General features: G+C 32.4%; 32 protein-coding genes. 17 read left to right on the top strand and 15 right to left on the bottom strand.

The window, feature by feature from the left end; translation table 11 throughout:
* The first annotated feature begins 251 nt into the window (after positions 1–251).
* Complete coding sequence (locus tag OEM44_01175) at positions 252–560, top strand: hypothetical protein (GenBank protein ID MDH3515412.1); 309 nt, start codon at positions 252–254, stop codon at positions 558–560.
* Here the strand turns inward: OEM44_01175 and OEM44_01170 are convergent.
* Positions 557–850, bottom strand: coding sequence for a hypothetical protein (locus OEM44_01170; protein MDH3515411.1), 294 nt, complete (start codon positions 848–850; stop codon positions 557–559). The genes OEM44_01175 and OEM44_01170 overlap by 4 nt on opposite strands.
* A gap of 448 nt (positions 851–1,298) precedes the next feature.
* Here OEM44_01170 and mce point away from each other — a divergent pair, with 448 nt between their 5' ends.
* Positions 1,299–1,694, top strand: a complete 396-nt coding sequence (gene mce / locus OEM44_01165; GenBank protein MDH3515410.1) for a methylmalonyl-CoA epimerase — start codon at positions 1,299–1,301, stop codon at positions 1,692–1,694.
* On the opposite strand, the gene OEM44_01160 is transcribed toward mce, so the two are convergent.
* Complete coding sequence (locus OEM44_01160; GenBank protein MDH3515409.1) at positions 1,695–2,252, bottom strand: helix-turn-helix domain-containing protein; 558 nt, start codon at positions 2,250–2,252, stop codon at positions 1,695–1,697.
* 488 nt (positions 2,253–2,740) lie between these two features.
* Between OEM44_01160 and OEM44_01155 the strand changes: the two genes are divergently transcribed.
* The gene (locus OEM44_01155; GenBank protein MDH3515408.1) at positions 2,741–3,097 is read left to right on the top strand and encodes a hypothetical protein; all 357 of its coding nucleotides are present in this window, start codon (positions 2,741–2,743) and stop codon (positions 3,095–3,097) included.
* Positions 3,098–3,241: 144 nt separating this feature from the next.
* The gene (locus OEM44_01150; protein MDH3515407.1) at positions 3,242–3,607 is read left to right on the top strand and encodes a hypothetical protein; all 366 of its coding nucleotides are present in this window, start codon (positions 3,242–3,244) and stop codon (positions 3,605–3,607) included.
* Positions 3,608–3,624: 17 nt separating this feature from the next.
* Here the strand turns inward: OEM44_01150 and ppdK are convergent, their stop codons facing one another.
* Positions 3,625–6,351, bottom strand: coding sequence for a pyruvate, phosphate dikinase (ppdK, locus tag OEM44_01145; protein MDH3515406.1), 2,727 nt, complete (start codon positions 6,349–6,351; stop codon positions 3,625–3,627).
* A 453-nt stretch (positions 6,352–6,804) separates the two neighbouring features.
* On the opposite strand from ppdK, the gene OEM44_01140 reads away from it, so the two are divergent.
* Entirely contained in the window at positions 6,805–6,948 is a 144-nt protein-coding gene (locus OEM44_01140) for a hypothetical protein (GenBank protein MDH3515405.1), read from the top strand.
* A 244-nt stretch (positions 6,949–7,192) separates the two neighbouring features.
* Here the strand turns inward: OEM44_01140 and tpiA are convergent, their stop codons facing one another.
* Genes tpiA through OEM44_01120 form a run of 4 tightly spaced genes read right to left on the bottom strand, consistent with a single transcriptional unit; the run spans position 7,193 to position 11,269 of the window.
* Positions 7,193–7,849 carry a triose-phosphate isomerase gene (gene tpiA / locus OEM44_01135; protein ID MDH3515404.1) on the bottom strand — a complete coding sequence of 219 codons (657 nt, stop codon included), beginning with the start codon at positions 7,847–7,849 and terminating at the stop codon, positions 7,193–7,195.
* Positions 7,850–7,882: 33 nt separating this feature from the next.
* On the bottom strand, positions 7,883–8,170 hold the full coding sequence (locus OEM44_01130; GenBank protein ID MDH3515403.1) for a SemiSWEET family transporter: 288 nt from the start codon (positions 8,168–8,170) through the stop codon (positions 7,883–7,885).
* Positions 8,171–8,178: 8 nt separating this feature from the next.
* On the bottom strand, positions 8,179–10,737 hold the full coding sequence (locus OEM44_01125; protein ID MDH3515402.1) for a DNA-directed DNA polymerase I: 2,559 nt from the start codon (positions 10,735–10,737) through the stop codon (positions 8,179–8,181).
* 4 nt (positions 10,738–10,741) lie between these two features.
* Positions 10,742–11,269, bottom strand: a complete 528-nt coding sequence (locus OEM44_01120; GenBank protein MDH3515401.1) for a dCMP deaminase family protein — start codon at positions 11,267–11,269, stop codon at positions 10,742–10,744.
* A gap of 129 nt (positions 11,270–11,398) precedes the next feature.
* Between OEM44_01120 and OEM44_01115 the strand changes: the two genes are divergently transcribed.
* Positions 11,399–11,587 (top strand): hypothetical protein, encoded by a 189-nt coding sequence (locus OEM44_01115; protein MDH3515400.1) that lies wholly within the window; start codon positions 11,399–11,401, stop codon positions 11,585–11,587.
* A 191-nt stretch (positions 11,588–11,778) separates the two neighbouring features.
* Positions 11,779–12,351 carry a hypothetical protein gene (locus OEM44_01110; protein ID MDH3515399.1) on the top strand — a complete coding sequence of 191 codons (573 nt, stop codon included), beginning with the start codon at positions 11,779–11,781 and terminating at the stop codon, positions 12,349–12,351.
* A gap of 38 nt (positions 12,352–12,389) precedes the next feature.
* Here OEM44_01110 and OEM44_01105 read toward each other — a convergent pair whose 3' ends face one another.
* Positions 12,390–13,148, bottom strand: coding sequence for a hypothetical protein (locus OEM44_01105; protein ID MDH3515398.1), 759 nt, complete (start codon positions 13,146–13,148; stop codon positions 12,390–12,392).
* 83 nt (positions 13,149–13,231) lie between these two features.
* Here OEM44_01105 and OEM44_01100 point away from each other — a divergent pair, with 83 nt between their 5' ends.
* Positions 13,232–13,948, top strand: a complete 717-nt coding sequence (locus OEM44_01100) for a tetratricopeptide repeat protein (protein ID MDH3515397.1) — start codon at positions 13,232–13,234, stop codon at positions 13,946–13,948.
* A gap of 9 nt (positions 13,949–13,957) precedes the next feature.
* Here the strand turns inward: OEM44_01100 and OEM44_01095 are convergent, their stop codons facing one another.
* A complete protein-coding gene (locus tag OEM44_01095) occupies positions 13,958–15,160 on the bottom strand; it encodes a hypothetical protein (GenBank protein MDH3515396.1) in 1,203 nt (400 codons plus the stop codon).
* A gap of 108 nt (positions 15,161–15,268) precedes the next feature.
* Here OEM44_01095 and OEM44_01090 point away from each other — a divergent pair, with 108 nt between their 5' ends.
* The gene (locus OEM44_01090) at positions 15,269–15,394 is read left to right on the top strand and encodes a hypothetical protein (protein MDH3515395.1); all 126 of its coding nucleotides are present in this window, start codon (positions 15,269–15,271) and stop codon (positions 15,392–15,394) included.
* A gap of 48 nt (positions 15,395–15,442) precedes the next feature.
* On the top strand, positions 15,443–16,243 hold the full coding sequence (locus OEM44_01085; protein ID MDH3515394.1) for a transcriptional regulator: 801 nt from the start codon (positions 15,443–15,445) through the stop codon (positions 16,241–16,243).
* A gap of 12 nt (positions 16,244–16,255) precedes the next feature.
* On the opposite strand, the gene OEM44_01080 is transcribed toward OEM44_01085, so the two are convergent.
* Complete coding sequence (locus OEM44_01080; GenBank protein ID MDH3515393.1) at positions 16,256–16,972, bottom strand: adenylate/guanylate cyclase domain-containing protein; 717 nt, start codon at positions 16,970–16,972, stop codon at positions 16,256–16,258.
* A gap of 364 nt (positions 16,973–17,336) precedes the next feature.
* Here OEM44_01080 and OEM44_01075 point away from each other — a divergent pair, with 364 nt between their 5' ends.
* Complete coding sequence (locus tag OEM44_01075; protein MDH3515392.1) at positions 17,337–18,842, top strand: helicase-related protein; 1,506 nt, start codon at positions 17,337–17,339, stop codon at positions 18,840–18,842.
* Here the strand turns inward: OEM44_01075 and OEM44_01070 are convergent.
* Positions 18,839–19,111 (bottom strand): hypothetical protein, encoded by a 273-nt coding sequence (locus OEM44_01070; protein MDH3515391.1) that lies wholly within the window; start codon positions 19,109–19,111, stop codon positions 18,839–18,841. The genes OEM44_01075 and OEM44_01070 overlap by 4 nt on opposite strands.
* 242 nt (positions 19,112–19,353) lie before the next feature.
* Positions 19,354–19,632, bottom strand: coding sequence for a peptidyl-prolyl cis-trans isomerase (locus tag OEM44_01065; GenBank protein MDH3515390.1), 279 nt, complete (start codon positions 19,630–19,632; stop codon positions 19,354–19,356).
* Between the two features lie 270 nt (positions 19,633–19,902).
* Here OEM44_01065 and OEM44_01060 point away from each other — a divergent pair, with 270 nt between their 5' ends.
* The 4 genes from OEM44_01060 (at position 19,903) to OEM44_01045 (ending at position 23,248) form a co-directional block, all read left to right on the top strand.
* Positions 19,903–20,655: a class I SAM-dependent methyltransferase gene (locus OEM44_01060; protein MDH3515389.1), complete on the top strand. Its 753-nt coding sequence runs from the start codon at positions 19,903–19,905 to the stop codon at positions 20,653–20,655.
* A gap of 12 nt (positions 20,656–20,667) precedes the next feature.
* Complete coding sequence (locus OEM44_01055) at positions 20,668–21,168, top strand: hypothetical protein (GenBank protein MDH3515388.1); 501 nt, start codon at positions 20,668–20,670, stop codon at positions 21,166–21,168.
* A 260-nt stretch (positions 21,169–21,428) separates the two neighbouring features.
* On the top strand, positions 21,429–21,953 hold the full coding sequence (locus OEM44_01050; GenBank protein MDH3515387.1) for an SLC13 family permease: 525 nt from the start codon (positions 21,429–21,431) through the stop codon (positions 21,951–21,953).
* A 1,007-nt stretch (positions 21,954–22,960) separates the two neighbouring features.
* Positions 22,961–23,248, top strand: coding sequence for a hypothetical protein (locus OEM44_01045; GenBank protein MDH3515386.1), 288 nt, complete (start codon positions 22,961–22,963; stop codon positions 23,246–23,248).
* Between the two features lie 32 nt (positions 23,249–23,280).
* Here the strand turns inward: OEM44_01045 and OEM44_01040 are convergent, their stop codons facing one another.
* Together OEM44_01040 and msrA are read right to left on the bottom strand one after the other, a co-directional pair.
* Positions 23,281–23,826 (bottom strand): hypothetical protein, encoded by a 546-nt coding sequence (locus tag OEM44_01040; protein ID MDH3515385.1) that lies wholly within the window; start codon positions 23,824–23,826, stop codon positions 23,281–23,283.
* Positions 23,827–24,005: 179 nt separating this feature from the next.
* Positions 24,006–24,545 (bottom strand): peptide-methionine (S)-S-oxide reductase MsrA, encoded by a 540-nt coding sequence (msrA, locus tag OEM44_01035; protein MDH3515384.1) that lies wholly within the window; start codon positions 24,543–24,545, stop codon positions 24,006–24,008.
* A gap of 162 nt (positions 24,546–24,707) precedes the next feature.
* Here msrA and OEM44_01030 point away from each other — a divergent pair, with 162 nt between their 5' ends.
* Positions 24,708–24,857 carry a hypothetical protein gene (locus OEM44_01030; protein ID MDH3515383.1) on the top strand — a complete coding sequence of 50 codons (150 nt, stop codon included), beginning with the start codon at positions 24,708–24,710 and terminating at the stop codon, positions 24,855–24,857.
* A 113-nt stretch (positions 24,858–24,970) separates the two neighbouring features.
* On the top strand, positions 24,971–25,327 hold the full coding sequence (locus OEM44_01025) for a hypothetical protein (protein MDH3515382.1): 357 nt from the start codon (positions 24,971–24,973) through the stop codon (positions 25,325–25,327).
* Positions 25,328–25,572: 245 nt separating this feature from the next.
* Here the strand turns inward: OEM44_01025 and OEM44_01020 are convergent, their stop codons facing one another.
* Positions 25,573–26,151 carry a PEFG-CTERM sorting domain-containing protein gene (locus tag OEM44_01020; protein MDH3515381.1) on the bottom strand — a complete coding sequence of 193 codons (579 nt, stop codon included), beginning with the start codon at positions 26,149–26,151 and terminating at the stop codon, positions 25,573–25,575.
* Between the last annotated feature and the right edge of the window lie 140 nt (positions 26,152–26,291).

The following is a 26,291-nucleotide window of genomic DNA, read 5'->3' as shown; positions in this document are numbered from 1 at the left end:
TGAGAACAGTACCTCACTCATTTAATTAAGATACATTTCTTGGGATGATTTATTTTTTTAAAATATTTTTAGGTTCAAACCGGATGGGCTACGACTACCTCACAGGGGTAAAAATCAGACGCAGTATTATTTATGATTGACTTTAAAAGTTAGATTCTCAGTTCTTTTTTGATTTTCCATCTAAAACAAGAATTCTTACATCATATTTGGTTCATTTAATATAAAACATAAGTTGTTTGGAATATAGTTAATTGAATCCATTATTTCAACTAAGTACAAGAAGTTATGAGAAAGAAATCTCTATAGTAATACAAGCATTAACTGATTTAGAAACAGAATGTAATGTGCAAAACGGGTATGTGATTGAAAAACCTTTTGAAAAATTTGGTTGGACCTTTTTTAATATTCAGATCAGTGAGGAATTGACACAAATCATTGAAAAATCAGGTATGATGAAGGGTGCATTGGGACATAAAATTGGAGAACAAATGACTAATTTTATTGGGCATTATCTAGAAGGCAAAGGTAGTTCTGTTAGAATAAAAAAGATCGATTATTAAGTAAAAATGCTGACCTGATAAACTTTTGAACTTTTTTCGTTTATTTTGTTCGTTTTATGCACAGGTTGGATTAAGTGTTCTTCAAAAATTGTATTAATTTTGGAATTGCCAATCCTTTTGGGTTGGTATGGAATCGTCATTACAATATTTTCAGGTTCTTTTGTAGCAGGATATGTTATAGACAAATTTTCCCCATGTATTCCATCCTCTGATTTATGATATATTGAAACTATCACACTAGTTCCATTGGTTTTTTCTAGTTCTTCTGGAGTAGGAATAACTGAATCCAAATTTTCTGCGAGTTGACTAATAACTAATTAACTCTGATTGATTTTTTGGGCCACTATTTATAACTAATAGTAATACCGTTGCAATTGGATTGGAAATATCTTAAAAGCATCGATGTTAAAATAACACGTTTATACAAAGAATGTGGATTCTAAATTTATGACTGTAACTAATGAACAATCTGATGATGATTATAAAACAATTATCCCAAAAAAGAAGAAAATTTTGGATATGATCTAAACATGTCTAAAAATATAATAATTTATGGTCTGGCAATTGTGATTGCCATTCTGATTGGATTTTTAATCCTTACAAATTATGGTTGGTTCTCGCAAGAGTGGTTGATCGGGCTAAGTATAATTTTAGGTGGTATCATTTCTCTATGTCTTTTAATATATCTAAAAATTAAAAGATAAAACCCTTAATACTAAATAATTATGAGTAATTTAGATGAAAATTGATCATATTGCAATTGCAGTAAATAATGTTGAAGAATCTGCCAAAGTGTACCAGAAAGCATTAGGAGTTGATAGTGTTGAGTTTGAAACAGTAGAGTCTGAAGGTGTTAAAGTTGCAATTATTCATTTGGAAAATGGTCGAGTGGAATTAATGCAACCAACAAATGACTCAAGCCCAATTAAAAAATTTCTTGACAAAAAAGGTCCAGGTTTACACCACATGGCATTAGAAACTGATAATATAGAAGGAGAAGTAGATCGAATGGAGGGCTGTGGTGTTCAGTTTCTAGGACAAATCAGACCTGGCTCTGCTGGAACTAAAGTGACTTTTATTCATCCAAAGTCCTTGCATGGAGTTTTAGCTGAGCTCTGTTCTCATCCAAAATAATTATTCCATCATTTTTAGAGTATCAGAAGCAGTGATTATTCCAACAATTTTTGATTTCTTTGAAACTAGAATACATTTTGAGTATCTAATTAGAGGTACTAGTACATTTGCAGGTGTATCAAAATCCACAATTGGTGGAACAGGGTCCATGGTATCTGCAAGCTTTGCCTTTTTCAATTCAGCCTCTCCCAAATCTGCCAGGTGCTTCACAATTCCGTCTTCAGATATCATTCCAACTACATCTATGTTATCAAAAATTGGAATTTGGCTAATTGATGATTGATGCATTTTTTTGATCGCATCGTGAAGTGTATTTGTTGGTTTTAACTTTACAATATCCTTACTACAAAAATCTCCAGCTGTGTGAGATGATGATTCACCTTCTAATTTTGCCAGACTCTCAAAAATTTTCTTTGCGGTTTCGTAACTTGGTTGACTTCGTCCTGACTCTATCTGATTTATCATTGAAGTGCTGACTCCTGTCATAGTGGCCAGTTTTTTTTGTGTAATTCCTATTTTTTGTCTAATTTGCTTTATTGAATCAATTCTTGGTAACAACTCATTTGAAATTATGTTCAGTTAGTTTATCAATATTTGGGATACGTTAAGTTAATTTCAATCTAAGATATGTTTGAACTTTGATGTTTGTGTCTTTTGACGTAATTTTTGTTGCATGATTCTAACAGACTTGCATAATTTTTTTACCTGATTGTCTTTGAGAATTTGAATAAAACTAACAGCGCATTAATTTTATAAAACTCTCTGCATTACACCCTAAAATATTGTAAATCATGTTTGTGTATATGATTACTTGGATTCTCTTTTCACACCCTATTTGTGCTCTATTTTCAAATGCATCTCTAGTTCTCTTGGATCTTCTAAAACTATGTTGCAAATCAGGCACTTGTAACTCATGGAATTAATTTTATGCTACATTTAGTTTAAAGGTCTAGGTTATAGTGAAAGTAATACTCAAAAATAAGACAATGTGGTTTGGTTTGATTTTTTGCCAATATGTTTAAGTTTTGATGTTTTCTAGAAAAATTATGGCTGAAAATAAAGACAATCAAGATCATTTTAGCGTTATTGAGCAAATCTATAAGAAATATTTCTCTGAAATCGAAAATTCAGTTCCTCATATTCAACAAATATTATTTGATCTCCAAAATGAATCTTATGAAACATGGAAAAATATAGTAAACGCAAACCTTTCACTACAAAAAGAATTTATGAGTAATTCTCAGTTTAATTTTACTTTTCCTGAATCTTTTAAAACCCTCGTTGAGACCATGGGTGAAGAAACTACAAAGTACAGATCATTGTGTAATAAAATTATCATCACTACCATTGAATCTGGGAAAAAAATGTCAAAACTTGGAATGATAATGCAGATATCTTTGTAGACTTAAATAGAAAAATCATGTATTTTTGGTTACCTGTATTTAATCAAAAATGAGTTTGTAACTAACACTGACGTTTTGCATTTTACTCTTTAGTCAACAAAACTAATTTTTGTCTTCTATTTTTTAAAAATAATAATAATAGTCGTGCAAAAATTAGAAGAACCTAGTCCTGAAAGCAAGTTTTGTAACAAAGTTTTGAATCTAGATACGTCAATACGATTTGCCGGGATTTTGTGTAAATGTGGTAGATTAAAAGCATACCATAGAAAAAAAGGAATGATTCCACAACTGAATGTTTATGAAACAAAATTACTGCATCGTGAAGCATTACTGAAGGCAAAAATGAATCGGATTTTTGATAAAAATCTTGGAAAAACAAATTGGTCTGTAGAATCACGTGACCATGTGAAATGGATTAATGTTTATCATGAAAAGGATATCATACTGGTTTCTACAGAAATCATATCAAACCATGATGAAATAATACAAAAGATTATTTCTTTATTGTAATTTTCTAATAATTTATTTTACTTTTTTTTAGATTTTGGTTTAGATTTTGGTTTAGATTTTGGTTTAGATTTTGGTTTAGATTTTGGTTTAGATTTTGGTTTAGATTGTTCAATTGCGGCTTGAGCTGCAGCTACTATTGCTATGGGGATTCTATGTGGTGATGCACTCACATAACTAAGACCTGCGTCATGGCAAAATTTTATTGAACTTGGATCTCCTCCATGCTCTCCACATATTCCTATTTCCATACCCTGCCTGACTCTACGACCTGCATCAATTCCTATCTTTATCAAACTGCCTACTCCATTAACATCAATTGATTGGAATGGGTTTCTCTCTAACAACTCCTTTTCCATATATTCTGGAAGGAATTTCCCTTCAACATCTTCTCTGCTAAAACTAAATGTCCCCTGTGTCAAATCATTGGTTCCAAAACTAAAGAATTCTGCAGTATCTGCAAGTTCGTTTGCAGTTAGTGCTGCTCTAACAACTTCGATCATTGTTCCAAAATTGATTTTTAGTTTCATTTTATGCGTAGTTTCAATCTCTTTCTTGACGGAATCATAAATCCTCTTGACGTGGTTCAGTTCAGCAACACTGCTAATCTGTGGAATCATGATCTGTGGATGGGCCTTTACCTTTTTCTTTGTTAACTCCACTAATGCTTCAAAGACTGCACGGATTTGCATTTCATAAATTTCAGGATAAGTAATTCCAACTCTGACTCCTCTATGTCCCATCATTGGATTGATTTCTGCAAGATCCCTTGCTCTCTTTAGGATAGTTTTTGCTGCATTGGCTTCACTTGTTTCATTTCTTGATTCTAATTTACGAATTTTTTCTGATAACTCTTCTGGGTTTGGTAAGAATTCATGTAATGGAGGATCTAATAATCTAATTGTGACCTCATAACCTTCCATTGCTTGTAAAATTTCAATAAAATCACTCTTTTGTAATTCTCCTAGTTTCTTGAGAATTTTACTTCGCTCCTCAATATTCTCAGCCATGATCATTTCTACAAATAAATTAATTCTGTCACTTCCATTGAACATTCTCTCTGTTCTACACAATCCAATTCCTTGACCTCCAAATTCTCTTGCAAGTTTTGCTCCTTCTGGGGTATCTGCATTTGCTCTTATTCCAATCTTTTTTGCATTTTTAGCCCATTCTAGAATCTGTTTAAAATCTGCATTAACTTTTGGCTCTATTGTTGGAATGTCTCCAATATACACAATGCCTGTGCTCCCATCTATTGTAATTGAATCTCCTTCTCTGACTACTTTACCATCTACACTACATTGCTTGTTATCTACATCGATCTTTAATTCAGAACATCCAACAATACATGGTTTGCCCATTCCCCTAGCAACTACTGCTGCATGAGATGTTTTACCGCCTCTGCTAGTTAAAATTCCAACTGATTCAAAGAATGCTGGAACATCTTCAGGTTTTGTCTCCTCTCTGATTAGAATTACTTTAGCACCGTTTTCTCCCATTGCGGTTGCTCTTTTTACATCCAATACTGCAATCCCACTGGCAGCTCCTGGTGATGCTGCAATGCCTTTTGCTAATTGTGTGTAATTTTTAATTTCTTCAGGATCAATTCTCTTGTGTAATAATTGCTCTAATTGCTCTGCCTGTAGTCTTGTAATTGCTCTATTTTTATCAATTAGTTTCTCTTTTACCATATCTACTGATGTTTTTACCATTCCAACTGCATTCATCTTTGCATTTCTTGTCTGTAACAAATAGAACTTCCCTTGCTCAATTGTAAATTCAATATCTTGCGGTTCTTTGTAATGTTTCTCTAATCTTTCACATGTTTTTACTAATTGGTTATATGATTCCGGCATCTCTTTTTTCATTCCATCAATTTGTTTTCCGGTTCTTACTCCGGCCACTACGTCTTCGCCTTGGGCGTTGATCAGATATTCGCCATAGATCTTACGTGTTCCATCTTCTGGACTTCTTGTAAACACAACACCTGTAGCACAATCATCACCCATATTTCCAAATGCCATTGATACAATATTTACTGCGGTTCCATCTGCAATGTCTTTTGTAATGTTATTCTTCTCTCTGTAAACAATTGCTCTTTCTCCCATCCAGCTACCAAATACTGCTTTAATTGCAAGCTCTACTTGTTCTGTTGGGTCTGTTGGAAATTTCCTACCTGTATGATTGTCACAAATTTGTTTATATTGTGAAACTATCTCTTTTAGTGATTCTTCGTTTAAATCACTATCAACTTCAACATTTTGTTTTCTTTTTGCATCATTTAACACATCATCAAATTTCTTGTCATCTACTCCAAATACTACCTTGCCAAATAACTGGATAAATCTTCTATAGGAATCCCATGCAAATCTAGGATTGTTACTTTTTTCAGCTAATCCTAATACGGTTTGATCATTTAATCCTAAATTTAATATTGTATCCATCATGCCAGGCATAGAAATTGCAGCCCCTGATCTTACTGATACTAGTAAAGGATTTAATTTTGAATTCCATTTCTTTCCTGTTCTTTTTTCAATCTTTCCAATGTTCTTTTTTACCTCTGCCATGAGTGTTTTTGGCAATTTCTTGTTATTTTCATAATATCTATTGCAAACTTCTGTAGTAATTGTAAATCCTGGCGGTACTGGTAATTTTAGTTTGGTCATCTCACATAGACCAGCTCCTTTTCCTCCTAGGAGTTTTTTGTTTTTACCATCCCCTTCATCATAAAAATATACTTGTTTCATTTTTTTACGATTAATCAATCAAAAAAAGGGGGTATTAAACTAATTCAACACTAATAATACACAAAATTACTACTTTGAGCAGCTTTGGTTATGAACTCCTCCTTATTCTTATGATCCTAATCATTGATTTTAATACTGACTAAAATTTAACAAAATCGAGAAAAGAGGTGTTTGTTATAGTGATTGTAGCACCCGTAGAAAAACCAATTTGAATCCTTTTAAAACTAAATACCTTTTGTAGGCAACAGATTATTTAAAAAATATTTAATGTTAATTCAGGCAAAGAGATTCTTGGCTCAGTCAAATATATCTAATAAAAATCGGCCTCTGGAAAACCACTCTTTAATCTAGTAGACGTATAGATACTCTAAATGGTCAAAATAACACCTGATTACTTTTTCTTTGTTTTTTACAATTATGAAATTATTTGTACTAGTATTTCACAATTAATCTATGAAGGGCGATTTACTTGGTATATGTGAAGATTGTGGAGAGCACATCACGTATTCTAAAAAACGTACTGAAACTCATGCAGAATATTTGAAAAAACATCGGTGTCCAAAATGTGGGGCGTTTGCATTGAAAGTAAGAGTTTAGATCTTAATTATAAGTAATAAATGTACTTCTTTCTAACTATGGGAGTTCCTCTTTTTTTGATCAAGTAAAGCAATTACAGTCTTTTTACATGTCTGAAGAACGTAGAAGGCCTAAAGAAGTTGAACTAACGATTACTGACATAATTAAAAATTCTGAATATTAGAACAAAAGATGTTGTTATCAAGTGATACGTAACAATGTTTTACCTGACATTTATCTGATAAATTACAAATGAGAATTCATATCAAGTCATTGATTTGGCAAATTCAGACATTATCTTACTCCAATCTTTTGCCTTGACTATCCCACTTGCTACTAGTATTCCTTTTGATCCTAACTCTAATGCCTTTGCAACATCCTGACCTGATACAATTCCTGCACCACAAAGTAATTTCGTGTTGTTTTTTGCACTTTCTACTGCCTTAGCAGCTTTTTCAATTAATTCTGGTTTTTCTTTGGACACTGCTTTACCAGATCCAATTAATTCTGGGGGCTCTATAGCAATATAATCTGGGTTTAATTTTGAATACTTTTTCACTTCTGTAACGTCTTTTACACAAACAATCGATATCATCTTTAATTCTTTTAATTTCAAAACCAATTTTTGAATTTCACTACTTGAGATTCTGTGCTCACTGTGGTTGATCAGTGATCCTTTAACTTTGGACTTTTTTAGCAATTCTGGAATGATATAGCCTGTAGTGCTTCCAACCTTATAGTCATCAATGTGTTGTGCAAAAATTAGAATTGAACTATTTGCAACTAGTCCAATTAAATGCTGAGGTGGAGATATTGCGATTTTTACTTTGTATTTTTTGGAAATCTTTTCAGCTATCTTTACAAATTTAATTATCTTTTCTCCTGCAATCTCATCATAATTTTTACAGTTAATTACAAACATCCTCGTGAATCTTCTTGCATTCTATTTAATTCTTTATTGTTTTCTTTGCAGCATCTCATCATATCTCCTTTTCATTAAAAGAACTATCAACATTAGAATTATTGCTGCAATATTTGTCCCAATAATGAACACGTCTAAAATTATTAATCCATAAATCAGCCATAAAATTGCACCAGCTGATATGAATATCATTAAGAATTTTGAAATGTCTTTCATGCTCTTTGTTTTATATCCTTTGTAAATTTGTTCTACCCATCCTGTTAGGATGAGCACTCCTGCAGAAATTCCTAATATAGTAAGTAGCATTCCATTAACTTCCATGTATTACACTAACTCCAAAAAAATTGATCCATTCCAGTCTGTTTTGGTTTCCCAAGTATTACATCAAAATCTAAATCCATTGATGATGTAATCTGTTCTAGTGTTGCCTCCATAAACTCCATGTATTTTTTTGAATCAATCTCTTCTTTTTTTGCCATCTCTACTGGCTTTACACCTGGTTTGTTTAGAATTTTGACAAATGATATCTTGTCTCCTCTTTTTACCTCTCTTATTGTTTCAAGCTGTCTTGCTGCTCTAATGTGTTGTGGAATTGTTTTGACATACTCTGAAGGCGCTTTGCTTAACATCACATTAAATGTCAGGTCTTTTAATGGTATTTCTTTAGCCTCTACTTTTTTGCCACATGTTGAAATTTTTTCTGATATGTCTTTTTTTGCTTTTACAAAATCTTCTATTGTTTGAACTTTAGATAACACATCCAATAATTCATAAAATAATTTTTTGATAAATGGAGGTGTATGCGATTTTTTTCCTGTTAATCCTTTGACATCCACTTTTCCATCTGTAGTTACTCCTAGATAGTTTTTCTTTCTGTTACTTAATACACAATATCTATACACTTTGTCAATCTCTAAATCTACTCCGTGATTCTTTTTTGCTTGCTCTATTACTTTGTGAATTTGATCTTCATTTGGTTTTTTGATAAATAATGAATCTGTGTCACCGTAGAGTACTTCAATTCCAGTTTTTTCACAATTCTTAATTGTCTCTAGGATTGTGTATCTACCTATTGCGGTTGTTGCTTCTGCTACTGGAAGGAAATACAAAGGAAATATCTCTGCACCCATCACACCATAACTGGCATTGAGAATTACCTTAAGTGCTTGGCTTACTACTGTGTATTGCTGTCTTTGATCATCTGTAAGTGTTGATTTCTTTGAGAGACTTTTGTAGTAGTTTACCCTCAAATCTCTAAGTGAACCAATTATCATTGAGGTTAGGCCATTTTTCTTTGTACATGCCCAATGGTTTGTTTCTGGAATTGTATTCTTCTTGCATTCTTCGTGAACACATCTTACTGTCTCATAAGATAGATTTCTCACTTTGATGATACTTGGATATAGACTTGCAAAATCCATAACTACTACATCAAAATGAATCCCTTCTTTAGGTTCAACAACTAGACCTCCTCGGTATTTCTTATCTTTTATCACTGCATCAGACATCACTCCTTCTGATCTTCTTTCAAGCTCCTCTCTTTTTGGAATTAGACAATTTCTTCTTCTGTGCTCATAGTATAGTAGGCTCCTTATCCATTGAGAAACACCCATTCTTGCAATATCATCAATTGGCATTCTGCCAATTCTTGCAATGATTACAAGTAAATCCATTAGTAAATCTCTATTAAAACTGGTAAGTTCATACGTCAAAAGAGCATCATTGTAACAATAATTCGCAGTTTGATAGAGGGATAATTCGTCAAACTCTAAACCATAATCTATTTTTTCTTTTCCAAGTAAGGCCTTTGAAACGCTGTTTAATGAAAAGTCTGTGTATTTTTGACTAAAAGCATAGATTTGAAATGAACGGTTTGAAAGTGTTCTATACAAATCAAGATGTACACCTTTCTTCAGTGTTGCTGAATTTCTCATCATGTAAAATGGATTTTCTGAATTTTTAATTCCAAGTCTTTCTGCTCTGTTATATAAATATGGTAAATCGAATTCATCTCCGTTGTATGTTACAACAAATGGAAATTCCTTGATTAACTCAAACGCATCTTGTATCATTTCTTTTTCTTTATCTGAATCATAGAATGTAATTTTGACATTTTGTTCAAGTTCGTTTATTCCCTCTTCTGTTCCCTCTGTTTTGAGAACAAAAATCTGATCAAACTCATTTGATCCTTTCAATCCAATCGCGGTGACTTTCTTTTCAGCAATTTTTGGATCTGGGATTCTTCCAATCTCTGCTTCAACTTCAATATCTAGACTGAGTCTTTTAATTTTGGGGATTGGTTGATTTAACAAATCTGCCCATTCTGTAATGTATTTTTTAAATTCACCCTCATTTACCATACTTTCACTGTCAACCTTATCCCACAGCAAACTTTTCAGTGCAATCTTTACTTCATCGGAAATTTCCAAATCATGTGGTCGGATATTCCCATCTACCACTTCATAATATCTTCCAACAATTAATTTCCTGTCATAAAGATAATTTTCATAATATTTGATGTCAGATTCCCATGTTTCAATTATGTTTCTGATACTTTTGTCTCCTGCAGTACCTCCAATTGCTAAAGGATCTTCTACTGTGATTTTTGATATATCTATCTCCTCATCTTTTAGCAAATCATATTTTTGAACAGTTTTGATTTCTATGACGTCATCTCTTTCTTGAAGAAAGTCTAATTCATCTGGTGATAGTCTTGAATAACAATAGGGTTTGTGATTTGTCTCGTCTTTCCATAAAATTAATTTCTGTGATTTTGGTTCATAAAATTTGAGTACTGCAGATTTAGAATTGTTTTCATATGTAGCAGATACCAACATTGACGGTGGCATTGTTTCAATTTTTTTAACCTCTTCTATGTTTACTTGCATTTTATTACACTGGATCTTTGTAATTGGTGACTAGTTCTTTTGCCCATCTTGAAATTCTGCCTTTATCTAACTGTACTATGTTTACTCCTGCTTCTCTTAGCAAATCATAATCTGTCTCAGGATAAGAGTCAAGACAAACAATTCTTTTTATTCCAATTGTAATTGCCATTTTTGTGCATTCTAGGCATGGGACAAATGTTGTATACATCACTGCACCTGCTATTCCTGCCTCAATTCCTAAAATAGCACAATGCATTATTGCATTTGCTTCTGCATGATTACAAAGACATCTATCAAGAGATGCACCTGATTCTATCTTTCCCTCTATTCTTAATTGACATCTTTTACATCCACCTTCAAAACAATTTTTAATTCCAGGAGGGGTTCCATTATATCCTGTTGCTAATTGCCTATGATTTCTAACAATCACTGCTCCCACTTGCCTTGTCATGCAGTTTGAGCGAAGCTTTGCCAACTCAGCCTGAAGCATAAAATATTCATCCCAATCAGGTCTTTCAAAAGAACCATTCATACAAATCTCCTTTATCTGTTCAATATATGGATCACGTTGATTGATATTGATATGCGATCACTTTGTATATGATCACTTCACTGATATGTCTACACAAAGTTCTTTAATTTCATGGCTCTAATAATTTTGATGGCAAATTATACATCTGAAGTAAACGTCATTCATAAAAAATTTCAAAATGCTGTAAAAAGAGCAAAGTCAAAGCAATCTCTCAATAAAGCATACAGTGTTCACAAAAAAGATCATGAACGCTTATTGAAAAAACATCTTCGTGAAGAAACGGCTATGATAAACAAAGCAAAGAAAAGTCTTGAATAGCCGTTCACATACTTTCTTTTTTCTAATCAGTAATGGTGAAAAATAGTTTTTTTTACTTTATTTGATTTAGTCTGAGTTTAAAATAAAATAATCCCGGTTATTGAGTATTTCACTTAGTACATCAACAATAAATAATTGAAATTAAACTGGTTGCTATGCAAATGATATCAATAGATGATATTTTGAATTGTATGTCTGAAGAAAAAAATTATTTTGGCGATGTGTGGGAAAGATGTGTAGATGCTAACAAAAAACGATACAATAGAGTCAAGTTTAGAAATGCTCTGGAAAAAATGGAGACCTTGGGGTACATCAAAAAATGTGGTCACAAGAATGATGCATATTATAAAAAAATACCCCTGCAAACATTTGAAGATATCATTGGATTTACCAATAACTTGATTTTCACGTATGAGTCCAAAATTAATAATGCATTAAAAAAACTTGAAAATAGGAACATATTTGTAGATATATCCAAGAATCTTAATTCCTTCAAATTAAATAAATTCACAAAGAATGATTATGAATTGCTACTTGAAGGAATGTCTGGCATGTTTGAATTATCATCATCTATTCTTAGAATTAAAGAGAATAGCGGTGATGGTAAACTAAAAAAAGAGTTAACAAATTGTTTTACACAAATAAAATTATTCTTGGAGGAAACTAATGAAAAATTAATTCGATTTAAAAAAACAAATGAAATAATATTACTACAGCGTGATTTTACAAGCAAGATTCCAAAATTGGGGTATCTTAGGTTATAATATTTAGAAGAATAGTCTGAAGTAGAATTTGTTTCAAACTAAATAATTTTCTTATGTTTGTATAATGCATATATAATAAACATATCTGATATTAGCCATAATGTGTTGACTGGATGTGTTATTGTAAATTCTTCAACTTCTTCAAGATAATAATACCAAACATCTGCAACTGCATAAAAGAATATTCCAACAACCAACATAAACCACGCAATGCCCAAAACACTGTTACGAAAAATTGTCACACCAAATATTGCAAGTGATAGTATGGCTGCAGAAGCTGAAACATAAAGAATTCCCATAAAAAAGACTCGGGGGTATTCGTTTAAAGTTTCAATTGTAAATAACCCAAATAAAATAATCATAACTAATGCCAATACAGGAATTCCAATTTTTGAAGTGACACTCAAATTCTTTTTGAAATATTTTATATTTTTTACAAGATGGTATCCAGTGAACAAGTAAAATACTAAAAAAAACACATCAGCTATGGAAGGGTAAGGGTCTTCATCTAGAACTATTACATAATAATTGTAAATCAAATCCCCTGCAAACAATATGATAAAACCTAATGCTAAAGCAAGGTATGTTTTTCCAAATACTGGAGAACCCTTGTAACGTCTTGCCACAAGCATTGCAACAACACCTACTGCGAGTGAACTAATTCCGTATGAAAAATGAGCAAATGAAATCTGATCCACATCTACAAAATTATCCAGATAAATTTGATATCCGATACCTATAGCAGCTATTATTATCAGTGCTTTTAACCCAATCTCATTCTTCGTAAATATATGCATGGATTTAGACACGCATTAAATTTTCATACATATCTTAAAAGCATATACAAAAACATTTTTTAAAAATTGTTCTATAATTAAGCATGGTTAATCCAAAAGAACATTGGAAATCTAAGGCTGCAGAATTAAAAAAAGAACGACGATTTGAAGAGGCTGTTGAGATTTTTGATAAATTGAAAGAAATAACAAAATCTGAAAAATCTGAAGATTATTGGTACAAAAAAGCTCAATATCTTTATGAAATTGGGGAGTATGATCAGGCAAAAGATGCATTGTTTAAAGAATTAGAATCTAATCCAAAAAATTATAACTCATTTTTTCTTTTGGGACAAATTCTCTTTGAATTAAGTATGTATGACAAATCCCTAGAATGTTTGAATAAGGCATCTGAAGTACACAACAGCCAAATTTTAAAAAATATTCACAAAGTTGAACAGATGAAAAATGTTCATAAATTTGAAGAGGCTATAGTCTATTCTGATAAGGTGAAACAAGAGCATCCTTTAGGTGAAAAATACTGGCATCTACGTGGAATGGTATTATTCAAATTAAAAAAATTTGAAAATGCAATATCTTGTTTTAATTCTATATTGGAATCAAATAAAGATAATACAAAAATTCTGTATCAACTAGCTAAAGCAGAGCTTTATGCAGGCAATACAGATAAATCATTTAAAATTTTGCAAAGAATTTGTACAATTGAACCAAACAACAAAGAAAAATTACGATTGGATGAAGATTTTAAAATTATCTCAAATGATAAACAATTTAGAATGATTATAGGTCCATTGGATATTTAATTTAAAAAATCACCACTCTAAACGAATACTATCCTTAATTTTGAGTCCATGTGATCTACTCCACATAAGTTCTTTGAACATTCCTTTTCTTATTTCTGAAGATTTTTCAATTATATCCTTACTTCCAATTTCGGCATCCATATAATATAATACTGGGAAAAATTCAATGTTAGCATAATGTTTAAAATTAATCTCAAAACTTTGAGCATCTGTTGTAAAAATGTTTTCAAAGTTATTTTTTGTCAGTTTTATGTCGTAAATTATTAATAATTTTCCAGAATCTCCCCTGAAAATTGGTTTTAGTAATTTTATAATAATTTTTTTAGAATATGGTGTTGAGGCTAAAACTTTTGAAATCTTTAATTCATTATCTTTTTCATCATAGGCTTTAAAATTTAACCCTAGTAATTCTTCTTTAGAATTTGCTATGAAATTTGTCGCAAATTCATATACTGGTTCAGACGATTGGTTTAAAAAATAATACGTTCTTCTAAACCTTGTCATTCCAGTGGTGTCTTTAGGGATAACATCAAATACAATCCTGTCACAAATTGTATTACTTTCAATATCTACATCTTTGGTTTTTATTTTTATTTTTTCTTTTGGCAATGATGAATTTCCAAATCCTTCTCCATATGCTGAATAAATTAATAAATTATCCCCATGTTTTATTCCAAAATTATGAAGAAGGTGGATGAATTTTTTATAATCATCTGAAATTTCAAATAAATCTTCAACAATTTCATTACTTAATAAAATATGATCCGTATCTCCCATGTCCATTATCCGTCTAGATAAAATAGCCCCAGGTCCCCACAAGTTAACATTCCCATAAATGTCACGAACAACAAAAACATGGCCTATGTGACAACCAATACGCGTTTTAATTTTTTCAGAACCAGTTGCATTCTTGTTGTAAATTGACAATTTTTTATGAAATTCTATTGATAACTTTAGAGGTTGCTCCAACCCATTTTTGAACCCTATTAACATCCCATCTCCTGTAGGTAGTATCAGTAGATTATTTTTAGGGGTTTCAACAAAAGTGTTGCAATCATATATTAACTCATTTAGGATTTTGATTTTTGTTCGTTGTGTTTCAGTAGATAAAATTGGGTTTGATAATCCCACAATATCAATGAAAAAAAATGATGCATAAATAAGATCATTTGGAATTTCTGTACTCAAGAATGTTTTGTAATAATAATTCATTTATTAGATTTTAGATATTTGATTAAATATGTGATAATTAGCTAGAATTCAAATAAATTAGCATCTTTTTGAATATTAGTTAATAACTTTGAGATGCTGGTAGTAAGTATGAGCGTTGATAATTCTATAGTATGTTTGGCATGTAATTCACAAGCAACTATAGTTGAAGTTAAAAGATACAATGGATTAAGAGGTGTTTGTTTAAATTGTGGTGGAAATTGGCCCGAATCCTAGATTTTTTTAAGAAACCTTAGATAGTATCAGATTAATTTTTTAGTGGATATGGATTCCACAAAAACTGCTAGTGATTTTTTAGAATTGGCAAGTGAACAGCGATTGAATATTTTGAATAATTTATCCAAAAAAAAACTTAACATCTCAAAGTTAGCAAAACTTCTTGAAGCTACAAACCCTGAAATTCATAGAAATGTGGGTAGATTATCTAAGAATGGATTAATCATTAAAATTCCTGATGGGAATTATGAATTAACAACATTTGGTCAATTAGTCTTGAAATTAATTCCCTCCATTTCCTTTCTTTCTGATAACAAGCATTTCTTTAATACACACATGCTTGAAAATATCGAAAAAAAATTCATTCAAAGAATTGGGTCTCTTCAAAACCACAAAAAAATTAAAGGTTATGTTAAGGTATTAGAGCAATGGAAGAAAATCCATGAGAATTCTGAGAAGTTTATTTACAATATTTTATCTGAAGTCCCATATTCTAATGATATTGTTGATGTTATTTCTGATAGACTTCAGAACAATATCTATATTAAATCAATATTTTTGGAAAATGCTATTATTTCAGAAGACAGAAAAAAGATTTTTGAAAAAAAACAATTTCAAAAATATGTTATAGCAGGAGTTCTTGAAAGAAAAATGCATAGCAAAAAAATTTTAGGGTTGCTGGTTACTGACAAAGAGGCGGGAATACTTTTCCAAAATAAAGAAGGAGATCCAGATCTTAGTGAGATGCTATCAAGTGTTGATGAGGAATTCAGGGAATGGTGTTTGGATTATTTTGAAGAATCCTGGAAGAATTCCACAAGTTTTCAAGAATCAAAATTAAAAGAATGAATGATGATCTTGTTAGTTCACACGATAAACAGGATATGATTGTCTAAACCCAATATTACAACTCTTTATCTCATGAAATTTGTATTCTTCAAATTTTTTGACATACTGTACTAAATCACTACCAATGACGAATTCATTGTATCCTGCACAATGATTTATCTTGGCACACATATTTACTGGTGGTCCGATTAAATCTATTTGATCGGAAGTGTTTGTATTCATAATGACCACTGATCCATAGTCTGCACTTATTCTAAAATTTAGACTTGGAAGTTTTTTTGATTTTATCACTTTTGAAATGATTGGTTGAGCCTCTATCATTTTTGTTCCGCATTGTAAGCAATTTTTCATACCTTTTTCTGATGACTGGGTTGAATTTGGAAAATAAAATAATAAACAGTCACCAATATTTTTAATTACCCTTCCGCCATACATTCCAACAATTTTAGCCATTGAATTTAAAAATATCTCGTAGTATGTTGATACCTTTTCTGGTATAATACTTGCAGAAATCTTTGTTGAATTAATGATGTCTACATATCCTACACAAAACTTTTGAGGCCGAGTTGAAAATGCTATCAAATAATCCGATGTCGAAGGAGTTGAATCTGTGTTTTCTGATTTCTGGTGTATCTGGGCTAACTCTTGGCTAAATTTAACCTTTTTTGAATAATCAAAAAAATCCTTTGAATTAATTAGATTTTTAAATTCTATTTGTTTACTATACATTAAATAATATTATCCTAAAAAATTACTTATAGATTAATTAGCTAATGTTGTAATAATTTTTAAATCTAGTTAAAATAAATTGTAAAAATGAACGTTATTCATAAAAATGCATTTCTTTAACATGTTTTTCAATACTTTGAATATCTATGTGCTCTCCACAGTTATGGCACACAAAGATAACACTCATGTATTATGTCCATAATTTTAATAAATAAAGGATTATCAAAATACCCTTCTACTCTGACATAGAATCTTTAAAGTCTGGCTATGAATTTTCTAAATAATCATAATTCGTTAACGATTAGATAGTAATTTACATTACAAAAACATTAAATCAATTCATTCCATTTTTTTGAGTAGATTGATGCAATATTTTGAGAAAAAATATGTGAAAAAAAACTCTATAGAGGAAAGAGACTATCAAGTAAGTCTTGCCAATCAAGCAATCAAGGAAAATTGTATTGTAGTTTTACCCACCGGCCTTGGAAAAACAGCAATAGCGTTGCAAGTAATCGCAGAATACCTCTCAAAAGAGAAAGGAGGAATTTTATTTTTAGCTCCGACCAAGGTTTTAGTTAACCAACATTATGAATTTTTAAAAACACACCTTACATTGGATGATATCTCCTTAATTACTGGTGAAGACTCTATTCAGAAAAGAGTAAAACTTTGGAGTAATAGTGTAATTTGTGCTACTCCTGAAATTGCTAGAAATGATCTAAACCGACAAATCATATCTCCTGATCATTTCAGTCTCGTTATTTTTGATGAGGTACACAGAACAATTGGCGATTATGCTTATTCTGGAATTGCCGAAAGATTTGAAAATTCCAACATCAGAATTGTTGGAATGACTGCTACACTTCCAAGTGAAAAAGAAAAGGCAAGTGAAATCCTAACAAGACTGAAAATCTCATGTGTAGCAGAGAGAAGAGAAGATAGTCCTGATGTAAAACCATACACGCAAGAAACTCACACTGAATGGATTAACGTAGAACTTCCACCTGAACTTAAAATAATCCAAACTTTGTTGAAATTAGCATTAGATGAAAGATATGATGTACTAAGAAAAAATGGCATAAAACTAGCAGAGCAACAGTCCCTTTCAGCCTTACTTAGAATTCGACAGTTTGTCTTGAATCAAAATAGACGTTCTGCAAAACCATTATTTACCGCAATTCGAATTCATTATGCACTAAATATTCTTGAGGCCCACGGGATTACTCCTTTTCTGAAGTTCTGTGAGCGTGCACAAGCAAAAAAGGGTGTTGGTGTAAGGGATCTCTTTGAGATTGATCCAAACTTTACCAGGGCAATCTACCTGGCAAAAGAAGCACAATCCAAAGGTGTTGAGCATTCAAAGATCCCAAAACTAAAAGAGATTCTTGAATCTGTTCCTGGTAAAGCACTAATCTTTACGAGTTATAGGGATTCAGTTGACTTGATTTACAATAAACTAACTGAACAGGGAATTTCTGCAGGAATTTTAATTGGAAAAGCAGGTGAAACAGGATTAAAACAAAAAAAGCAAATAGAGATTGTACAAAAATTCCGAGATGGGCTCTTTAGAGTGTTGATTGCAACCCGTGTGGGTGAGGAAGGATTAGACATTGCAGAAGTCAACCAAGTAATTTTCTATGACAATGTTCCAAGCTCAGTGAGATATATCCAAAGAAGAGGTAGAACTGGAAGAAAAGATGCTGGTAAACTAGTAGTATTAATTGCTAAAAATACTATAGATGAAACATACTATTGGATTGGAAAGCGGAAGATGACTTCTGCTAAATCTATGGGGGATAAAATGTCTAAGATTTTGGAGAAAAACCAAGAGATGGAATCGCCCAAAAAGGGGCTTGATGCATTCCTTTAGTTTTTGTACTGATTGAAAACTTCTTCAAATATCTTTTGTTTTCTTTGTATTATTGAATTTTTCATCCCTGATTCTAAATGATGAATACTGCTATTTCTTGTTTTGAGTAAATTCTCTAACCTTACATCAAATTGATTCTGAAGAAAGTTTTCTATTCCTTTCATACCTCCTTCTATCTCCAAATTCCCAAATGCGTCTTTTGCCAAATTCTTCATGGCATTCTCCATGTATTCTAAAATATCGTCTAGAATTTGTTGTGTCAATACCATCACAATACATGTCTATAAAGTAGCAAAAAATGTTGTGTTTTTTTATTCACATATGTAAATGGATAATAGTTTTCTGGATTTATTCTGGAGTTGTTGTGTGATAACTACATTTTACAAACTCTCTACACGTTGTTACTTCAAAAAGAGGAGTTACCGGAATCATTATGTGTATCTTTTAATAACATCGATGAAAAATCCAATTGACGATTTCAATAAAATCAAATATTTAGACTCTGGGTAAGTTACTCGAGTCTTTTGATGATATGATATCCAAATTCAGTTTTTATTGGTTCTGATATTTCACCGATATGTAGTTTAAATGCTGCATCTTCAAATGGTTTAACCATCATGCCTTTTGTAAAATAACCTAGATTGCCATCTTTTTTTCCACTACCTTTATCAATTGAGAACTCTTTTGCCAACTTTCCAAATTTTTCACCGTTTTTGATCTTCTCTAATATGGCTAATGATTCACTTTGCTTTGCTACTAGTATGTGAGAACATTTAATCTTGATTACCATTCTAACTCTTGTTTTTTCTACATCCTAATAATTCTTACATGGTTCAATTTCAGTCAAAACTCTCAATTCAAATTTGAACTCTTTTAGAAAGTGCAAAATCTTCCGCTCTAACTATATCACCATACAGGTTATCGAATATTCAAATCAACAAAGATGTTAGATAAAAAAATCATCTAGAAACGTCAAGTTACTGTAGTAATTTCTTTTTAGAGATTCTAGCAATCAATAACAACAACAAAACCCATATACAAATTCTAAAAAGTTCAAACAATGAAGGATGGTCTCTGGGACGATATGGCGTCAGATTATGACAAAAGTGTTGAATCCAATCAAGATCCTACAATCGTCAGATATCTTGATAGAGAAATAGAAATTCTCTCCAATCTATGCAGAAATATTTGTCAATCTAACAAAAACTGCTCAATCATAGATATGGGTGCAGGTACTGGCAGGGCAATATTTGCACTAGATAAAATGCTTGAGAAAGATTCTGTCGAGTTTGTAGGGGTAGAGGTATCAAAACCCATGATAAGGCGTGCCAACCAAAAAAAAGAAAATCACAGTCGAAACCCAAACAATATCAAATTTTTACAACTAGATCTAACAGACCCTAATCTTTCGGACCATTTCAATTCAGAACGTACTAACATCGTGATGTGCCTGTATAACACGCTTGGAGTGATCCCATCTGAGAAAAGACAATCATTTGTAGACAATATGAGAAAAATTGCTGGAAAGGAGGGTTTGGTCATAATTACTGCATTTAATGGAGATAATTTCGGTTTTGTCGCACCACGACTCTACAGACTCATGATACCTATGATAAGAAGAATAGATGATGATTCTTTTGATGAAGAGAATCGGGTTTTCCACAACAGTTTGGGATTTAGGAGTCAATGGTTTACTAAAACTCAGCTCAAATCAATATTGAATTCAGAAAACGTCAGACCAATTCCTATTGAAGTTAAAGTGGAGGGTAAAATTCAGACATTTGGTAACGTGTTTCCAAGTAAAGAGATCTAACAGGTTATCATCATGGATTTTACAAAAAATTTGCAGTTTAGAATAAAATCCGTTATTGGGAACTACAGAGATTATGCCATATTAAATCGAAATCTGATTGTTTCAATTGCCTCTGCAATGTTTGTTTCGGCTTTGTTTTCACAATCTATCAAGGGACAAACAGAATACATCAATGCAACCATGACCGTCATAGTAAGTTATGCAATTTACTATCTTGTTTTTGGCATTCTCTACTATAGGGACAACAAAGAAAAATACGTTACAGGCACAGGTACAATAGATAGAAAGAAACTTCGAAAAGATTTCGTCAAAATTGTTACTTCGGTAGGGGCTGCTGAAATTATTTATCTTTCGTCAAGATGGTTTTTACATTATCATTTTTTGAGTATGGAACAAGAACCTTATTTGGCATCGATAATCTCCCACGTAATTGCGGCAACTTTGTTTGTTCTAGCTGTTAACGTTGGAGTTTACTTTACCAAACTATACAAAAAAGATTCCAAAAATATTTGAGATTTGAAAAATTCTATTACGAGTCCTCATAACTTAATTCCTAGCCGATATTTCATTTTATCTTAGTATAAAAAATAAATCAATTCCCAATTTCAGTTTGGTAAAATATGATATATTGATTTGAAGGTCAATATCTAAAATTTCTTAAATTAGTACAAAATAAATCGCTCTAACTATTCCCCAGTAAAACATGCATGGGATATAGTTATGCAGTGTCATTTCAGACCCACGTGGATACTATTGGAATCATAACATGGTAGATGGGAGATGCATTACGTTCTCAAAAGACAGAGGAGATATTGGTGGAAAACAGTACGGCATCCGGAGTAGATGTGACATCACAAAAAGAGAGCTTCAAGGTTCCATGGATCATTTTCATAGGTACAATCGCTGCCCTTGTAGCTCATAGTCCAATGGAAGAAGTCTTGGGTCTTGAAAAAAATGTATTATTACCCGGAGTTGCGTTTGCGGCAGCAGGAATAGTGTTATTTCTAAACCACAACAAGGCACGAGAGATGGTAGAAAAGCGGGTGGATTGGTGGACATTGGCATTCTTCATCTTTTTGTTTGCATCAGTGGGTACAATGAAGATGCTTGGTGTCACTACAGTACTGGCAGAGGGCATGTATGATATCAGCGGAAACGATGAGACGAACCTATTCTTCATCTTTGTACCTGTGGTCAGCATACTCAGCGCACTGATGGACAACGTGCTTGCAGTGGCAACATTCATTCCAGTGGTTCACGAGTTTGGAGATATTGGAGTGGATAACTATCCGTTCTGATGGGCAATACTGTTTGGTGGGACGTTCTTTGGCAACCTTACACTCATTGGCAGCACTGCAAACATAGTAGCAATTGGAATGCTTGAGAGGAGAAAACGTGGAAACATCTAGCTGAAGGAATGGATAAAGCCAGGTGCGGTAATCTCGATTCCCACGATGATTGTTGCAACCATACTTGTGTACATTCAGATGCCTCTGATGCCATAGGTAGCAAAACATTTGAAAAGCAGCTAAATCAAACTGCATTTCGATATTTGTAATTACTTCTCTTCGTTTCTGTAGTTGCTTTATCAACCAGTACAATCCGTATCCTCCTGCCGCTATTGCAGACACGATTAAGATTGGTATGATTATACTTCCAAGATTAAAGTTACCTCCAATATCAACTCCTTTTTTCTGTATGATGTATTGTCTAACTTCTTCATGAGATTTGTCTCTGAACTGTGGCAAGTTTTTGATTGTAGGTAAGGGAAAGTTTCTAGGTTTTCTGTCCTTGCCTCGTTCTTTACTGCGCCTTTTTCTTCCGCTTGTAGTACGTTCTACCTCATTAGTTTCAGTTATCAATCCAGTATTATCTTCTGTCAATCCGGTGTTGCCATCTATCATTCTGGTATCTTGATTTATCATTCCGAAAGTGTTCTCTATCTTTCCGGAAGTTTCCCGAAACTATGCTCGAAAACGCCTTTTGGAGTTTTTTGACGGTGCCTTTCTGGAGTTTCACTTGAGAGTCTTTGCTTCTGATTCTCTTTTGGATTGCAATCAAGTTGCTCTTTGATATTCCAAACTTGTGAGAATCTCTTGGTCTAATGTCTAGTATTTTTGCTTCTAGATTTTCATAAACAGTACAACTTTCATAGTCTTCAGAAACTCCTAGCACGGGTGTCGTATTTTTTCATTGTTTAAGAAAACAAATAATTCAATATAAGATAAATGTCATTTTTCATGACTGAATTCCACATTTGGAAAATATCTGTCCTCTTTTAATTAAATTCAAAAAAATCTGTTTTATGTCTACCGCGACAAAAAATAACAAAAAATCTATCTTAATTGTGGGTGGAGTAATTGCAGTTGTTGCAGTTTCTTTGTTTGTATATCTGATGTGGTATACATCTCCAGATCAGATTGAAGAAAGAGTAAAGGTGATTGCAAATACGGGTGAGGGTTGTATAGTAGAAACACTTGATGGATATGCAATTAATATTGGACCATGTGATTTTGAACCAAATGAGTACATAATTGCGCCAATAGACCAAAAACTCAAAGAACGTGCAGCGTTGATGAATCCAACAAGCTAATTTTTTTATTTATTTTATTTCAAAAGAATTCTTTAAATCCTGATCATGCAGTTTATTGCCAAATATTGGATGTTCTGTGCAAATTCCTCGTCAGAGAGCAAACCTTGTGACCACCAGCCAGCATTCTTTTTTAGCCATTCGGGAATCTGCATTTCATCTTCTGTCTGCTCTGGATTGGTATTGTGAGGAAGCGTGATCACACCAGTCTTGATTAGATGTTCCAGACCTTTTGCAAAATCAGAGTTAGATATCTGGTTTGTGGACCACCATTTTGCATTGGTTTTGATCCATTCTGCAATGTTTAATGCACTGTATTTGTTTTTGTCACTTTGTTGAATTGGAAGCACTGTAATCTTTCCTATCATCCACGGATGTATGGTGCAAAAATAATCATATTTTTCTGGAGTGGTAAATGTAAATGTCCAAGACTCTTCAGATGGGAAAAGTCCACTGTTAAATATATCATCTGTCATACCTGGTTTTCCGCTTGTCGCAGAATGAAAATCTGAATCCTCATTAATCCACATGATTTCATCATTTATGCTGATCATCTCTATCGTTATCTTGTATATCTTCATCTAGCAACGCATTCATGTTTGAGTTCGTTATTTTTTGCACTGTTAGGATTGTATCTAATATTAGAGGAACATAGACAAATAATCCAATTATCGATATTAATACAGGCATGTTTGGAATGTAGTCAATTACGACAGTAAATGTTATGGATTATGCAACGAAGTAAAACAAGTCTGCAGAATTAGTTTACATATTCTGTTTTCAATTCATTTCTGTACTGTTTTAACATCTTTCCAATTTTGGGTTCAATGACAAACTTGCAATATGGTACATCCTTATTCAAATCATAATACTTTTTGTGATAATCTTCTGCTGCATAAAACTTGATCAATGGCACAATTTCAGTCACAATGGGATCGCCAAAAACATGACTTTCCTCAAGTCTTTTTTTTGATTTTTCTGCAATCTGTTTTTGTTCCTCATTGTGATAAAATATTGCAGATCTATATTGTGTTCCAACATCATTTCCTTGTCTGTTAAGTGTAGTGGGATCATGTGTATGCCAGAAAATATCCAATAGTTTTTCAAAGGGTATGACTATGGGATCAAACTCTATTTGAGCAACTTCTGCATGTCCTGTTGTCCCGGTACATACCTGTTCATATGATGGATTTTCAATTGTACCTCCAGAATACCCTGGAATTGTGGATTTTATCCCATCTACTCTTGTAAAAATAGCTTCAGTACACCAAAAACACCCATTGGCAAACGTTGCTTGCATGAGATAACTAGAAAAATGAGGTTATATTGTTTTTACCGATAAAGATTTTTTCAGAATGTTAAGATTACATTTTACTTGTTGGTGATCTTGCTATGTTTCCTAGTTGCACAGATAATAATTTAAAAACAGAAGATTTTTCAAATCTTTATCTTTTGTTTAGACATGGTCAAATGTCTCAAATGTGGAAACACAAAATGGTCTAGAGGGATATCCATCACCATTACCGATGATTATCTTAAAGTTATGAAGAAAAACATATTGTCCTACAAATACGGTAAAGAATACTCAGACTGGCCAAAAGTGTATCCGTAAATCATAACTCCTTTTGCACCAATAAAATCAAAGATAGCATATAGAATTCACACTTGTCAAAAATATATTCCAGTGACAACTTAGATCAAACACAACAATTGGAGAGTTAGAAAATGAAAATACTCCTTTACTATGATCATTTAAGAATCAAACTCAATATTTTGGAAAAGATCGGTGCTGCTAAAGGATCATTTTACATTCCATACCGTAACATTGTTTCTGCGTTTTCTGAACCTCCTCACAATTTATCTGGATTCAGGGTTGCAGGAACTAATATGCCAAAGATTTTGGAGCTTGGAACTTATCTTGCAGGAACACAAAAACAATTCTGGTATGTCAAGAAAAGAAAGTATGATTATCTGGTCTTGATGTTAAAGACTAACTTTTACTCCAAGATAATAATAGAGTCAGAAAAAAGCAAAGAATTAGCCAATGCGATCACAGAAAAGATTGAAAAGAATCTGGAGTGATTAGGAGTAAAACCATTATGGGGAAAAGATTATTTGTATTCCCATCTTACTCATTCGTTATTTTTTTTATTAATAATTAGAGCATAAATCTTTAATCACTTCCACTTGAGTCTTTTACTTTTATCACTAACTGTAATCACAATGTAACATGCATGGAATGTATCTCGTATGTGATTCATCATGTCCACGTGGAACTATTACGTAAATTATAATTTATAAAATAATCTTTTTTCCTTCAAGAGGCTTTATGGTTTGATCATAATTTTATTTTTTGTGCTTACTATAATAATACTCAGAAGCGATATGCCAAGGATCATCATGACAATTGCCCCAAATTCGGGTACTACCGTAACAACGATGGACTCTCCCTGTGGACCAGTAAATGGCTTGCTCATTCCTATTCCCTGTAATGTTATATTGATATCTACCTTGTCATCTGTAGACAGTATTTTTGTTCTATGATCGTCAATACCTATATGCTGATGTATCATCTTTTCTGACAACACAACTTTGCCATTCTGAGAAACATTGATGTCATAATTGATGTGCTCTAACTCTTTCCCATCCTTGTCTGTAAATCTTACATTGATCGTCATTTGTTTGCCTTCTGCTGGCTTTGAAGTTGTAAGAAATATCCAAGTACTTCCATCAGGAGACACTGTTTGAGATTTTATCATGGAAACTTTGATTTCTTTATCAATATTTGCAAGTGGTTTTTCTCCTGCAGACATTATCCACTCTTTGTCAACGCTCTCGGCCAAAACGTCTGGAGATAATGTAGTGGTCAATAAGACTAATACTGGAACTATCAAAACATATTTCATACTAATACATTGATCGTCATTTTTTGTATATAATAAAGATTTGAACAAAGGTAAATGAAGTGGCTTGTGGTCTATTTACCTTTAGAAAGACTTTTGATAAATTTCAAGTTATTGGGTATATTTATAAAAACATAGTCTGA

Origin of the sequence: Nitrosopumilus sp. (assembly GCA_029862745.1) — an archaeon.
Classification (GTDB): domain Archaea; phylum Thermoproteota; class Nitrososphaeria; order Nitrososphaerales; family Nitrosopumilaceae; genus Nitrosopumilus.
The sequence above is the reverse complement of the archived record's forward strand: the minus strand, read 5'-3'. Positions and strand labels throughout refer to the sequence as shown.